At 39.7% G+C, this 13,982-nt stretch carries 12 protein-coding genes and 1 pseudogene; 1 reads left to right on the forward strand and 12 read right to left on the reverse strand.

Annotated elements, in window-relative coordinates:
* Nucleotides 1-3: 3 nt before the first annotated feature.
* From HORE_RS09880 to HORE_RS09910, 7 genes and pseudogenes are all read right to left on the reverse strand, one after another.
* A complete protein-coding gene (locus tag HORE_RS09880; RefSeq protein ID WP_015923623.1) occupies nucleotides 4-1,443 on the reverse strand; it encodes a glucose-6-phosphate isomerase in 1,440 nt (479 codons plus the stop codon).
* A gap of 294 nt (nucleotides 1,444-1,737) precedes the next feature.
* Nucleotides 1,738-1,941, reverse strand: a complete 204-nt coding sequence (locus HORE_RS09885) for a small, acid-soluble spore protein, alpha/beta type (protein ID WP_226984158.1) — start codon at nucleotides 1,939-1,941, stop codon at nucleotides 1,738-1,740.
* A 106-nt stretch (nucleotides 1,942-2,047) separates the two neighbouring features.
* Nucleotides 2,048-2,608, reverse strand: coding sequence for a ferritin family protein (locus tag HORE_RS09890; RefSeq protein ID WP_041606071.1), 561 nt, complete (start codon nucleotides 2,606-2,608; stop codon nucleotides 2,048-2,050).
* A gap of 261 nt (nucleotides 2,609-2,869) precedes the next feature.
* Nucleotides 2,870-5,275, reverse strand: coding sequence for a glycoside hydrolase family 31 protein (locus HORE_RS09895; RefSeq protein WP_015923626.1), 2,406 nt, complete (start codon nucleotides 5,273-5,275; stop codon nucleotides 2,870-2,872).
* A 24-nt stretch (nucleotides 5,276-5,299) separates the two neighbouring features.
* Nucleotides 5,300-5,767 (reverse strand): Lrp/AsnC family transcriptional regulator, encoded by a 468-nt coding sequence (locus tag HORE_RS09900; protein WP_015923627.1) that lies wholly within the window; start codon nucleotides 5,765-5,767, stop codon nucleotides 5,300-5,302.
* Nucleotides 5,768-5,783: 16 nt separating this feature from the next.
* Complete coding sequence (locus tag HORE_RS09905; protein WP_015923628.1) at nucleotides 5,784-6,272, reverse strand: GAF domain-containing protein; 489 nt, start codon at nucleotides 6,270-6,272, stop codon at nucleotides 5,784-5,786.
* 227 nt (nucleotides 6,273-6,499) lie between these two features.
* Nucleotides 6,500-7,776 (reverse strand): annotated as a pseudogene (locus HORE_RS09910) (ArsB/NhaD family transporter).
* 215 nt (nucleotides 7,777-7,991) lie between these two features.
* Here HORE_RS09910 and HORE_RS09915 point away from each other — a divergent pair.
* Entirely contained in the window at nucleotides 7,992-8,309 is a 318-nt protein-coding gene (locus HORE_RS09915; RefSeq protein ID WP_015923629.1) for a late competence development ComFB family protein, read from the forward strand.
* A gap of 207 nt (nucleotides 8,310-8,516) precedes the next feature.
* Here the strand turns inward: HORE_RS09915 and HORE_RS09920 are convergent, their stop codons facing one another.
* The 5 genes from HORE_RS09920 to HORE_RS09940 all read right to left on the reverse strand — a co-directional run bounded on the left by HORE_RS09920 (nucleotide 8,517) and on the right by HORE_RS09940 (nucleotide 13,927).
* Nucleotides 8,517-10,082: a Na+/H+ antiporter NhaC family protein gene (locus tag HORE_RS09920; RefSeq protein ID WP_015923630.1), complete on the reverse strand. Its 1,566-nt coding sequence runs from the start codon at nucleotides 10,080-10,082 to the stop codon at nucleotides 8,517-8,519.
* A gap of 240 nt (nucleotides 10,083-10,322) precedes the next feature.
* Nucleotides 10,323-11,396 carry an alanine/ornithine racemase family PLP-dependent enzyme gene (locus tag HORE_RS09925; protein WP_015923631.1) on the reverse strand — a complete coding sequence of 358 codons (1,074 nt, stop codon included), beginning with the start codon at nucleotides 11,394-11,396 and terminating at the stop codon, nucleotides 10,323-10,325.
* Nucleotides 11,396-12,448 (reverse strand): [FeFe] hydrogenase H-cluster radical SAM maturase HydE, encoded by a 1,053-nt coding sequence (gene hydE / locus HORE_RS09930; RefSeq protein ID WP_015923632.1) that lies wholly within the window; start codon nucleotides 12,446-12,448, stop codon nucleotides 11,396-11,398. Before hydE ends, HORE_RS09925 begins: the two co-directional genes overlap by 1 nt.
* A 1-nt stretch (nucleotide 12,449) precedes the next feature.
* Nucleotides 12,450-13,259 carry a GNAT family N-acetyltransferase gene (locus HORE_RS09935; protein WP_015923633.1) on the reverse strand — a complete coding sequence of 270 codons (810 nt, stop codon included), beginning with the start codon at nucleotides 13,257-13,259 and terminating at the stop codon, nucleotides 12,450-12,452.
* Nucleotides 13,260-13,270: 11 nt separating this feature from the next.
* Nucleotides 13,271-13,927, reverse strand: coding sequence for an HAD family hydrolase (locus tag HORE_RS09940; RefSeq protein ID WP_015923634.1), 657 nt, complete (start codon nucleotides 13,925-13,927; stop codon nucleotides 13,271-13,273).
* Between the last annotated feature and the right edge of the window lie 55 nt (nucleotides 13,928-13,982).

Consider the following 13,982-nt stretch of genomic DNA (forward strand, 5'->3'; position numbering starts at 1 on the left):
TTCTTAAATAATCAAATTATCATTCTTTTCCGGCCTATTAAAATACTCTTCCTTCTTATCTTCATAACCATTCCGTCCGAGAACACCATAGGTATAATGTTTGCCCAGCTCTACTCCAGGCTGGTTAAAGGCATTTATATTTAATAGCTCTCCAACCAGTGCGGTCTGGAGTTCAAACATATATAATAACTGACCCATGGTAAATTCATTTACTTCAGGCAGGGTAATAGTACAGTTTAACCGTCCATTTTTGGTTAACGCCAGTTCAGTTGCCCTCTTTTCGGTCTGGATTAGTTCGTTAAGGGTATGGCCACCGAGATATGAAACCCCTTCAATATCTTTATAGGACCCGGGAATCTCAACCTCAGCACCATAATCCTTTACTTCCAGGAAGGTAATAACCTTGTCATAGGGACCTTCCATATATAGCTGGACCTGGGAATGCTGGTCAGTGGCTCCCAGGGCTTTTATCGGGGTTGGCCCTACATTAACAACATTTCCTTCACGGTCGACCTTCTTACCCAGAGACTCAGCCCATAACTGTCTATACCAGTCAGCAACATCCTTCAGGGCATGAACATATGGCATCATAACCGATAAAGGCTTACCCTTTTTATAGGCCAGGTACTGTAATACCCCATTTAAGTAAGCCGGGTTTTCCCAGACATTTTCGGTCCTGCATATTTCATCCATATAGGCAGCACCGGCCAGAAGTTCTTCAATATCTATACCGCAGAAAGCAGCTGAAACAAGTCCTACCGGTGTTAACACAGAGAACCTGCCTCCAACATTTTCAGGGATATAGAATGTTTTAAACCCTTCCCGTTTCGCTATTTTAATCAAATAACCTGAATCCTGACTGGTTGTAGCAATAAAATGCCGGGAAACATTTTCCTCTCCCACTTCTTCAGCCACTGCTTTCCTGGCAATTAAAAACTGACTCATGGTCTCAGCGGTACTTCCAGATTTAGAAATTACATTAAAGATAGTCCTCTTCAGGTCAAGGGTTTCCAGTAAACTTTTAAACCTTGCCGGGTCCACGTTATCAGGAACAAAAAGGCGGGGCCTGTTATCCCTTGCCTCTGACTTGTAGTTATAATAGGGATCATTCAGGGCAGTCTGTAGGGCTATATTACCCAGAGCTGAACCACCTATGCCCAGGACAACAAAGTTATCAAATTTACCTTTAAGTTCATTGGCCAGACTCCTGATCTCTTCAACAACTTCCTTCTGGGTAAATGGCAATTCCATAAAACCCATTTTGCCTTCATTTTTAGCCCTATGGATGTTTTCATGGGCCTTTTTGATCTCTTCTTTAAGGTCATCGACTTCTTTCCTTAATAACCCATGTTCTTCACCCACCATTTCAGAAAACATATTATTTACATCCAGCCTTATTCTCATCCTCTGACACCAGTTCTTATCCTGAAACCTTTTAGACATTTTTTTATTCCCCCTTACTATTTATTAACCTTTTGATAAAATTATGTATTATTTTCGTTAACTTTCCCTAACAGTATACAATTTGCGCAAACGTTTTTCAAGTACATAAATAAATATTTCATATTATAAAAATACACTACTATTCATAATTTTATTTTAAAAACCCTGTTAAATACTTTAAACTAACCGGTCAAGAACAGTCTGGGGTGTTTTTATATCTTTAAATTTAATTATGATAAACTTTAAATTTATGATAGATCCTAAAATTAAGTAAAGCAGCAGGGGTAAAACCCCCTACTGCCTGGTATTTTGGGCCATTAGTTCTTCAGCTTTAGCTATTGCTGCCTTAACCAATGACCCGGCTTCACGGGTGGTAATATTGCCCCAGTCTCCATCCTTCACTTTATGGGCGAATCCAAGTTCTTTGGCCAGCTCATATTTTGTCTTATCCGACATTATGCGGGCCAAAACACCACCTCCACTATTTAGTTTAAACATAAAAAGAAAATTTTAAGCAGGTTAAATATAACAAAACCCGGTGGATAACCCACCGGTGTTAAGTCAGCGAAATCATTATGAAAAACATGATATAAGTAATTATAAGTTATTTAGTAAACTCTTTAAATTTATCCCGGGGAGCCCCACAAATGGGACATTTATCGGGCATTCCGTCTGTTTCAGTATATCCACAAATACTACAGATACTAACAGATTCTACCTGATAATCCTGACCCTGTTCAACAGATTCTCTGGCTTCCTCATATAATTTTGCATGTATTTTCTCCGCTTCCAGGGCATAATTGAAAGAACGAATGGCTTCCTTTTCCCCCTGGTCTTTAGCAACAAGTTTATAAGCAGGATACATTTGCTCAACTTCAAACCTCTCTCCAGCAATGGCCCCTTCCAGGTTTTCAGTGGTCTTCCCCAGGCCAAATTCACCACCGGAAGCTACCAGGTGACCGCCTTTGATATTTTCCAGGGCCTTAAAATGATTCCCGGCATGAACCTGTTCAGCATAAGCTATTGCCCTGAATAGCAAAGCTACCCCGGGAAAACCTTCGTCTTCAGCCTTATTACCCCAGACAATATATCTCTGATAAGCCTGGCTCTCTCCACCAAAAGCAGACCTTAAATTCTGAGCAGTCATATCATTTTTTACCACTATACCCTCTCCTTTTTACAAAAATTTATTAATTTTTAATAGTAACTGTTATTAGTATTAAATCATATACATTAATAAATGTCAAGAAATTATTTTTTTATATCAAAAATATATTAAAAAAAATAATATTTATTACTGAACTTATTACTTCCGGTCAATAGTTATTCTGTAAATAGGTCAGATCTCTCATGATTTTTTTAAAAAAACACCTGCCTGGCTATTCAGCGAGGCAGGTGTTTCCTTAACATTTTTCTTTTTTAATCTTTATAGATTAACCTTTATTTTCCTGGCTTTTTTATTGACCTTTAATCTTAACTCACCTCTCTGATCATCATAAACATAGTCATTGAGTTCAGAACCATCTACCATAATACTGGAAGGTTCCCGGGTCAGGTTTTTAAAGTTCAGGATATAATCAGGATAAGGGAGCTTATAACCGGTCTTGAAGGGATTTATGTTAAAGGTGAGGCCATTATCGCTATAATTGTATTTAAATTCTACCAGAGAGTACTTTCCATTCTGATAATCAAAGCTATACCCATCATCCTCATATAACTGGTAGCTATCTTCTTCAACTTCAGAACTGAGATATATATTTAATTCCAGGTCACTATTCTCCTTTTCTCCCACATAATTAACGGATTCAGTCAATGGTATAATACTCCCTGCCTTAATATAAACGGGCAGAGTATCAAGAGGGGCTTTTGCTATAATATTTTTTCCACCTTCATATTTCTCTCCGGTCCAGAAATCAAACCAGATACCTTCCGGTAAATAGACCAGCCGTTCTTTACGGTCTGGTTCGTAAACCGGGGCTATCATAATACTGTCCCCATACAGATACTGATCGGAGATATTATAAGTTCTGGGGTCAAAAGGGTATTCCATAACCAGAGGCCTCATTACCGGTAAGCCTTCCTGACTGGCCCGGTAAAATAAACCGTAGGTATATGGTAATAAACGATAGCGCAGTTTAATATATTTCCTTATAATAGCCTCATATTTTTCACCAAAGGACCAGGGTTCCTGATCAAGGGCCCCGATAGTACAGTGATTTCTAAAAAGAGGCATAAAAGCTCCCAGCTGGGTCCACCTGGTCAAAAGCTCACCATTGGAATCACCGGTAAAGCCACCAACATCAGTTCCGGCAAAGGTCACTCCCGACATCCCCAGGTTCATTAACATGGGGACTGCCAGTTTTAAATGTTCCCAAAAACTTCTGTTGTCCCCGGTCCAGACCGCTGCATACCTCTGAATGCCGGCAAATCCAGCCCTTGATAAAATAAATGGCCGCTCCTGAAGGTGTTTTTTAAGGCCCTGGTAGGTTGCTTTATTTTCAAGGAGACCATATACATTATGAAAACGTCTATGAGTCCCCATATCACCGTCATTTTCATGGACGACATTAAGGTCCATGGTTGAGGTTTCGTTAAATACAGAGGGCTCATTCATGTCATTCCATATCCCTTTAACTCCCTGATCAACATATTTTTTGTGCAAATCACCCCACCATTCCCTGACTTTCTGGCAGGTAAAATCGGGAAATACTGTTTGACCCGGCCAGACTTTCCCGACAAAGGGTCTTCCATCAAGATACTTACAAAAATAGTCTTCTCTCATTCCTTCCCGGTACACCTCATATTCGGGGTCTACTTTAACACCGGGGTCTATGATATTAACAATTTTAAAACCCTCTTCTGATAAATCAGATATCATTTCCCCAGGACAGGGAAACTCTTCTTCATTCCAGGTAAAAACCCGGTAGCCATCCATATAATGAATATCGAGGTGAATTACATCACAGGGAATATCCTTTTTCCTCAATGTTCTGGCAATTCTTTTAACTTCACTGTCAGGATGGTAACTATAACGGGACTGGTGATAACCCAGGGACCATTTAGGTGGTAACGGCATCCTTCCTGTTAGCAGGGTATATTTTGATATTACCTCTTTAAGGTCCGGACCGTAAATGAAATAATAATCCATTTTACCTCCTTCGGCCCAGAATGAATAATAATCTTTATTACCTGAAGCCAGATCGAAATGACTTTTATAGGTATTATCAAAGTAAATACCATAGGTCTTCCCTTTATTAAACCCAACTAAAAAGGGAATTGATTTATAGAGGGGATCAGTACTCTCAACATGGGCCTCAAAGACATCAGAATTCCACATTGTATACTTTTTACCCCTTTTATCGAGGAAACCTGTTTTTTCTCCAAGGCCGTAAAACCTTTCGCCGGGCTTAACTTCTTTCCAGGCCCGGACTTCATTACCACTCCATCCCAGGGCCCGTCTGGAGTAATCCCGGTTAATTAAATTCCCCTCCTTATCATAAAAACCGAGGCCAAATTTATGTCGGTTAACCCTGACTATTAACCGATCGGTCTCAATGTTAAGGACCTTTTCTGTTTCATTAATTGTAAAATCAGAGTAGGCCAGGTTGTGATCCACGACAGCACAGGTGGTCTCCAGGCTGGCTTTATCCCTTTTCCCCATAACCACCCTGACTATATCAGCAGTCAAAAACTCTAAAACAACTTCTCCTTTTTTCAGCTTAAAAGAAATCCTGTTATCTTTCCTGCAATAATCCAGAATTTCATTTAAGATAAAATAACTTTTTGAACCTGATTTTTCCGGGCCTTTGTCCATAATTACCTCACTGTTCATTACCATCACCCCTATCCAGTAACCTTAATCAGATTTCTCTTCACAGAGCTTACTTAAAATATTATTAGAACTTTTAAATTTTTTCAATATAATTTTGCAATCTACACCGATTATTTCTTCCCTGTTATATAATTTTTCCCTTAAAAAATCCTCGAGACTGCATTTATCCTTTAATACCACATACATATGAAGGGTAGCAGACCCGGTCATTAAAAAGATATGAACAACATCATCTTCTTCAGACAGCTCCCGGGCTACCTTATAGAGGTAGTTGGGCTTAACATCCAGTTCAAAAAAAGCCTCAAGCCTCATCCCCAGTTTTTCAGGATTAATATTAATTGTAAAATTTTCAATAACCCCTTCATCCACCAGATTATTAATCCTTTCCCTGATACAGACACGGCTTAAATTATATTTGCGTTCCAGTTCTGCATAACTTACTCGACTGTTTTTCGACAGGTCATCCAGCAATTTGTAATCCAGCTCATCCAATTTACTGCACCCCTTTCTATACTTTATCTATTTCCAGGTCAATAAAATCTGATAAGTTAATTATTTTTTTCACAAATTCTTCTAAATACCTCTTGTCGATTTCATCAAAACGATTTTTAACCGGGCTATCTATATCCAGAACCCCGATTATATCTCCATCTACCTCAACAGGAATAACTATTTCTGACCTTGAAGCCTCGTCACAGGCAATATGGCCGGGAAATTTATGAACATCAGGTACTAGATATGTTTTTCTATCCCTGACTGCTGAACCACAAACTCCCCTTCCTACTTTAATTCTAACACAGGCCGGTAGTCCCTGAAAAGGGCCCAGGACAAGTTCACCACCGCGCATTAGATAAAACCCGGCCCAGTTTACTTCATCAAGCTCATTATATAAAAGGGCTGCTGCATTGGCCAGGTTGGCAAGCCAGTCCCTTTCATTACCAATTAAATATTCCAGCTTCTCATTTATTTCCCTGAGTTTTTCTTCTTTCTGCTCCACTTCATTCACTCCCTTTCGTAATAATAAAATTCCTGTACAACAGATTATCAACCACCATTATACCTATGCTTTATTATTCCCACATCTAGTAGAATCTGGTGTAAGTCCATATAATCCATCATTATACTTAACATTTAACCACATGTTTACTTTATCATATCCTTTACCATTATACTAATGTTTACCTTTTATATAATTTTTCATGATGTAGAATGAAAGGTCCATAATTAAACTAAATACCTGATATACATATAAATTGTAGCAATAACAATAGATATTATCATAACCGGAAAACCTGTTTTAAAATATGATTTAAAGTCAATTCTATAATTATACTTTTCAGCAATACCGGCTACCACCAGATTGGCTGAAGCACCTACCAGAGAGCCATTCCCTCCCAGGCAGGCTCCAAGGGAGAGTGCCCACCAGAAGGGTTCGACCTGGATACCCGCTCCTGCCGCCTGGTCTATGGCCTTAATTATCGGTATCATGGTGGCTACAAAGGGTACATTATCTATAACAGTTGATACCAGAGCTGAAATCCAGAGCAAAAAGAGGGTAGTCATAATGTAATGTCCACGGGTAATATTTAAGGTAGCCCTGGCCATCCAGTCAATAATCCCCACCTTTTCCAGTCCTCCAACCAGGACAAATAATCCGGCAAAGAAGAAGATAGTAGACCATTCAATTTCCCTGAATACCTGATCAGGCTGGGCCTCACTTATAAGAAGCAATAACCCGGCCCCTGCCAGGGCAACACTGGCCGTTCCCATACCGAGCTGATGATGAAATAGGAAGGCAATAATAACTATCCCCAGGACAATCAGAGACCTGTACATAAGTTTCCAGTCTTTTATTGCCTCCCTTTCATTAAACCTCCTGATTTTTACCCTGGTCCTTTTACTAACTTCCATTTCCTTTTTATAAAACAGGCGTAGCAGAATTAAAACTACCATTATTATTATAATCACAACTGGACTGAGGTTTGTTATAAAACTTAAAAAGCTGAGGTCAGTCCTACTCCCAATCATAATATTGGGGGGATCACCAATCAAAGTTGCAGTTCCCCCTACATTGGCCAACATTATCTGGGCCATTAAAAGGGTATCGGGTTTATTACCATGGTATCGCAAATAACCATGGTTACCGGGGTTAAAAGGAGAACTGTAGTGACATTATCAAGAAAAGCAGAAGATACTGCAGTGATTAACCCGAAGCCAACAAGTATTTTCCAGGGGTCACCACCGGCCCATTTGGCCGCTTTAATGGCTGTATACTGAAAAAGGCCGGTCTGCCTGACTATAGCAACAATAATCATCATTCCCATGAGAAGACCAATTGTATTAAAATCTATATACTTAAGTCCCTCTTCCTGGGAAATGATATGAAACAATACCAGAAACATGGCTCCACTGAAAGCTGCTGTAGCTTTAGGCATTTTCCCGCTTACGATAAAATAATAGGTTAAGATAAAAATAAGTGCTGTTACAATTACCTGATACATTTACAGTCATCTCCCTGTTTTATCTTCATAATTTTTTATTTTACCATAAAACCACTCCCCTTTCAAAAAGGATTTTATAGTTAGTTGTAGAATAATGTATATATGGTATCATTGCATTTATACATTTTTTTCATAATTTTTGTTTAAGTTTTTACAAAATTTCAACTTCATTCACTGCCTGAAGTTATTTGCATCTGAGAGGAGGCCCAGATCAAATGGAAAAATGTTTTGACATTGATAGCATAAAAAAAGATTTAAAGAATAACACCGAGAAGATTGTTCTGGAAACCATGGAAGAAGTCTTAAGTAAACCAGAATATAAGGATGTCTGCAAATGCCACCAGTGCCTGCTGGATATTGCTTCCTATGCCTTAAATAGATTACCTGCTAAATATATAGCCAGTTCCAAAGGAGATCTTCATACTAAAATAGCCGAATTCGAAAACCAGGTGAATGTTGACGCCCTATCAACAGTAGCCAAAGCAATAAAAGTTGTATCCAAAAATCCCCACCATGACCGGGAGAAAATATAATTTTTGTCAGAGGTTTTAAAAAATATTAATTTAAAAAGGCAGGGGTCCACCCCTGCCTTTTTAGTTAAATACACCTGTGTATAGGTATATTATAGACTGTTTTGCGACTATTCCTGTGTCAGACTGTTTTACGACTATTCCTGTGTCTAACAACTAATTTTTCGATGCCAGAATTCAAAGATATTATCCTGATAACCTGCTAACCATCTATTCTTCTAAAACAAGGTCCTCAATATCTTCTTCTTTAACACTCTTTCCGAAGAAATAAACGATAAGTATTAAAGCCACTACACCCAGCGGTAGAGATATATAGGCAGATACACCAAGGCCGGCTGGAATAAATCCAAACAATCCTGCCACTAAAGCCCCTGTCAGGGCGTAAGGAAGCTGGGTCTTAACATGGTCAAGATGGTCGGAGCCAGAAGCTGTTGAAGACATGATGGTAGTATCAGATATGGGAGAACAATGGTCTCCAACTACCGCCCCGGTTAATACAGCCCCGATGGTTGGCACAAAAGGAATACCAAGACTATAGGCCAGAGGTACGGCAAGGGGCATAACAACGGCGTTTGTACCCCAGGAAGTCCCGGTAGCAAAAGCAATAAAGGCTGAAACGATAAAAACTATCAGGGGCACCAGGAATGGTGAAATAACTTCCCTGGTAATGCCCACCAGGTAATTGGCAGTACCCAGTCCATCAGTTACACTATTTAAAGACCAGGCCAGAACCAGAATAAATGTAGCAAAAACCATGGATTTAGCACCTTCAACCCAGCCTTTAACTACTCCTGATATTGAAAGGCTTCCCCTCAATAAAGCGATTATCCCGGCAATGATACTACCACCAAAGGAGGCCCAGACCAGAGCCACACTGGCATCAGCATTACCAAAGGCCTGGCGAATTGTAAGTCCACTGGGTCCCCCACCGTTGTACCATAATCCAACCAGGGTAATAACAATAACACTAATAATGGGGAGAAAAGCATCAATAAACCAGTCCAGATCTTTATTTTCCGCAATCTCCATGTCAGTCAGTTCTTTTGCCACCATGGGAACAGCCCCATCCCTTAAAACTTTCCCGGTCTTCCGGGCCCTTACTTCAGCCTTAAACATGGGGCCAAAATCTTTCTGCATTAAGATTATAATTAATACCAAAACCAGGGCAAAAATACTGTAAAACCTGTAAGGAATACTCTTAATAAAAATAGTATAAACATTTGTATCAAGATTAATCTTGTCAAGGGCATCTTTTATTAACCCCATTTCATAGGCAACCCAGGTGGAAACCAGAGCCATGCTGGTAATGGGTGCTGCTGTTGCATCAACGATATAGGCTAACTTTTCCCTGGAAATCTTCATCCGGTCAGTAATGGGCCTCATTGTATTACCAACAATCAGGGAGTTGGCATAATCATCAAAGAAAATTGCAATTCCCATTAACCATGTTGCAAACTGGGTGGTTTTAACAGACCGGGCCTTTCTGGCAATATAGTCACCAATAGCGGCAACGCCACCGGCGTTGGTAATTATTCCAATCATCCCTCCAATGGCAATCAGAAAAATTAAAACGGCAGCATTCCAGGAATCGGCGACCGAAGAAACTATATACTTATCGAAAGTCCGCAAAAAACCAATCAGGGGATTATTGTTTGCCAGAATGGTAGCCCCGGCAAATATACCGATTAACAATGAAAGAATAACTTCCTTTGTCCACCAGGCCAGGATTATAGCCAGCAATGGTGGCAAAAGTGATAAAAAACCATAACTATCCATTTAATATTCCTCCTTGAAAATTGTTATATAAATTGTTAAATATAAAAAAAACATTGAATTAACAATTAGAGTTAATATTTTATAAATATTAACATACTTTTGTAAGTACTCATATAATTTTAATGCCATGTTTGCTATAATACCTTACAGGACACTGCGCGCTGACCCTGCCCTTTATTCACCCTATAAATAATTATTCATGTGTTAATTATATAGTCTATCAAAAAATATTTCAAGTATTTAATCCCCGATATAATTTTTATAAACATAAGGTGAGGTCATGGCCCTGAGTATACCTCCATAATCAAGATTAAACTCAAGTTCATCCCCAACACTCAGGTCGTAACGGGCTTCAGTAATGTCAACAATTAAATGGTCACTGCTAGCCCCTATGACCTCAACCCCATCTAAAACCGGATCTAATCCTGATATTTTTACATCCTGCCTGCCTACAGCCAGAATCGCCCTCCGCCTGATCCCCCTGTCTTCAAAACGTGGTTTATTTCCAAATGCATCCCGCCCGATTCTTCCCCGGGGAACTGAAGGCTTATCTTTAACCTCTATTATACTAGCTGTCAGGGTAATACAATTCTGATTGACTCCTTCAATTATTTCGTTAAAGGTAGGGTAAACCCCCCTCAATATACCCTCACCGACCCTGAGGTTATTAACACCAGAAGGGAGTTCATTACGATCCAGCAAATAGGTAGTAGCTGAATTACCCCCTGAAATTACAGGCAAATGGACACCATATTTTACCTCCATTTTTTCTTTTAATTCAATCAAAAGATTGGTATTCTTATAGGTGGGCAAAACCCCTCCATAACAACCGACATTGGTTCCCAGACCCTTTATATTAATCCCTGGAAGGTCTATAATTTTGCCAAAAAATTCAGAAATATCTTCCGGTAAAACGCCCTCCCTTAAATCACCGACATCAACCATAACGATAATATCATGAGACCGGTTAACTTTAATGGCCTCCCGGGACAAAGCCTCAATAACGGTTACTTCACTATTTAAACTTATATCAGAGTATTTAATAACATCAGATACTTCGTCAAGCCGGGGTAGTCTTAATAACATTAATTCTACTCCTATACCGGCTTCTCTTATTTTTTTTAAATTATAAAGCCGGGAATCACCCAGGCTTGTAAGTCCGGCCTGAACAAAGGTTTTTATTACTTTTAAATCCCCGGCCATTACTTTGACAACACCGGTCAAAGAAATGCCTTGTTGTTGACATTTCCTGTTAAATATAGAGGCATTTTCCCTGATCCTGGGCAAATTAATATTGACTCTTGGAGTTTTCATTATACCTCACCCTTTTCTATTCTGGGGCTATGACCATAGTCAGTACCAACCACCCTCCCCAGTGATGTTATGATACTACCAATACACTGGCGACAATTTTCCGGCTCTTCATCAACACAGATTTTAGCAGGATAAAGCTCATAAAGAGGTCGATACTTCCCCCGGGTAACGTTGGGCATAACAACATTGGCCCCGGCCTTTAAGGCCTTCTGCCTTCCTTCAGGATCGAGACTCCCCAGGGCTGTGGTTCCCGGTATATGGGCAAGGGGCAGTAATAACCTGGTTATGGCAATAGTTTTTAAGGCCATCTCTACAGAACCGTTATGGTAATCCTTTAAGGGGGTATCAGGATTAACAACCAGAGGTCCCAGTCCTACCATATGAAGATCCAGCTCTTTAAACAATAATATATCCCGGGAAATACTCTCTTCATCCTGGTCCGGTAACCCGATTAGATTACCGCTTCCCACCTGATAACCAAGTTCTTTTAACCATCGTAGTCTCTCAATCCTTTGCTCAAGGGACATACCGGGATGAAGCCGGTGATATAGTCCGGGGTCAGCAGTCTCATGTCGGATGAGGTATCTATCTGCTCCCGCCTCTCTCCACACTTTATATTCTTCATATTCCCGTTCCCCTATACAGAGGGTTATAGCAGTATCCATCCTGTTTTTAATTTCTCTAATAATCCATTCCACCATATCGGTATCATAATAGTCATCCTCACCCGACTGGAGTACCACTGTTTTATACCCCAGTTTAGTGGCTTTCTCAGCCATGGATACAATCTCCTCAGGCTGTAACCGATAGCGCTCCAGCCGGTGGTTATCCCTTCTTAAGCCACAGTATTTACAGTTTTGTTTGCAATAATTGGAGAATTCAATAATTCCCCTTAGATAAACTGTATCCCCCATGTATTTAGACCTGACCCTGTCCGCGGCTTTGTATAGTTTTTTCAGGTCTTCACCCCTGGTTTTCAATAATTTAACAATTTCTCCTCTGGTTAAAGCATGTTCCCTTTCTGCCTTAAGTAGTATCTCATCCAGGTTCATCTCAACCATCTCCTCCGGCATCAAATTGTACTATTTTCCATTGCCCTATCTCCCTGAAACCGAGCCTCCTGTAAATTCTACCGGCTTCTGGATTGTCATAAAAAAGACATGGTTTTTTGTTTTCATCTAATAAATCTTTACAGAGTTTATAAACACAGTGTGTGGCCAGTCCCTGTTTCCGGTAACCGGCCAGGGTAGCAACCCCGACAACCATTGCTGAAAAACTGTTTTCCGCTGATGTAGAGGCACTGGCAATAATCTTTCCCTGATCATTTTCAATAAAATATACCCGGCCACTACCCTGTTTCAACTTCTGGACCAGGGCATCTCTGTTAACCGGAATATCACTAAATTCCTTAATACTTTTACGGAAATCTATTATCCGGTCAACATCATCAAGATTAGCCCTTTTAATATCATATTGTTTGTTGAGGTCCAGTCCTGTATTTACCTGGTCCATACTGGCAAAATACTGGTGTTTTTCATTTTTTATATCCCTGTCTATATATGTTAATACCCCATCGACAATATCCTTTTTGCCTGACAATATCTTTGCCCCCAGAGATATCAGGGGCGCAAACTTCTTTAACAGTTCCGGTCTGCGGGTATATGGTATAAAGGATGAATAAAACTTGAGTAAAACCCCGTGAACATGGTTATCCTCATCAATAACTCCCCAGAGTGTCTGAAAATCAGAATTATAGCCGAAGTTTTCTATATCACCTATTATAAACAAGTTAAACTCCGGTTCTTCAGACAGAAACTCCATAACATATTTATTATCTTTTGTATCCAGTTTTCTAAAAACCATCAACTCTCCCCCTAAAGACTTGCAATTTTATCCCGGCAGCCCTCGACCAGTTCAATAACCTCCTCCAGATGATCAATTACATAATCAGGCTCAAGGGCTATCATATCTTCCATTTCATAGTAAGTATATGATACCAGAACTGTCTTCAGACCGGCATTTTTCCCTCCAATAATATCTGAAGGGCTATCACCAACCATTAACAATTCTTCCGGATTTAAATCAAACCTCTCCATTATTTTAACAAAACCTTCTGGATGAGGTTTGCTCCTGTTCACATCATCTTTACTGAGGTAAAAATCTATATCCTCGAGCATTCCAAACTCCTGCAGACCTTCTATCAGGCCCCGTTTCCCCTTATTGGTTAAAATGGCCAGTTTATACCCCAGGTTATGGAGTTGCCTTACAGTTTTCAGGGCCCCGGGAAAGGTATCCATCATCCCGGTATGGTCATGATAAAACTTACGATAGGTATCTACCAGATCAGACCACTTCTTTTTGTTAAAATATTTCATCTGGTCTTCCAGGGGTTCCCCCCAGATTTCCCTGAGCTCTCCTTCCTCAAGATCGCGGTTCAATACCTTTTTTAAGCTATAGGAAAAAGACTCTTTAATAAGGTCATTGGTATTAAAAAGAGTCCCGTCAAAATCAAAAATAATACCCTTTATCATTACCCACTCTCTCCTTTTAAATAACCTTATTCATATTAATTTGCTATTAAACTTA

The sequence above is a fragment of the Halothermothrix orenii H 168 genome (assembly GCF_000020485.1).
Classification (GTDB): Bacteria; Bacillota; Halanaerobiia; order Halanaerobiales; family Halothermotrichaceae; genus Halothermothrix; species Halothermothrix orenii.

Bases quoted from the DNA above. Each gene is read 5' to 3' on its own strand.
- HORE_RS09915 (WP_015923629.1), top strand. From the start codon at position 7,992: ATGGAAAAATGTTTTGACATTGATAGCATAAAAAAAGATTTAAAGAAT.
- hydE (WP_015923632.1), bottom strand. From the start codon at position 12,448: ATGAACCTGGATGAGATACTACTTAAGGCAGAAAGGGAACATGCTTTA.
- HORE_RS09880 (WP_015923623.1), bottom strand. From the start codon at position 1,443: ATGTCTAAAAGGTTTCAGGATAAGAACTGGTGTCAGAGGATGAGAATA.
- HORE_RS09940 (WP_015923634.1), bottom strand. From the start codon at position 13,927: ATGATAAAGGGTATTATTTTTGATTTTGACGGGACTCTTTTTAATACC.
- HORE_RS09885 (WP_226984158.1), bottom strand. From the start codon at position 1,941: ATGTTTAAACTAAATAGTGGAGGTGGTGTTTTGGCCCGCATAATGTCG.
- HORE_RS09925 (WP_015923631.1), bottom strand. From the start codon at position 11,396: ATGAAAACTCCAAGAGTCAATATTAATTTGCCCAGGATCAGGGAAAAT.
- HORE_RS09920 (WP_015923630.1), bottom strand. From the start codon at position 10,082: ATGGATAGTTATGGTTTTTTATCACTTTTGCCACCATTGCTGGCTATA.
- HORE_RS09935 (WP_015923633.1), bottom strand. From the start codon at position 13,259: ATGGTTTTTAGAAAACTGGATACAAAAGATAATAAATATGTTATGGAG.
- HORE_RS09895 (WP_015923626.1), bottom strand. From the start codon at position 5,275: ATGAACAGTGAGGTAATTATGGACAAAGGCCCGGAAAAATCAGGTTCA.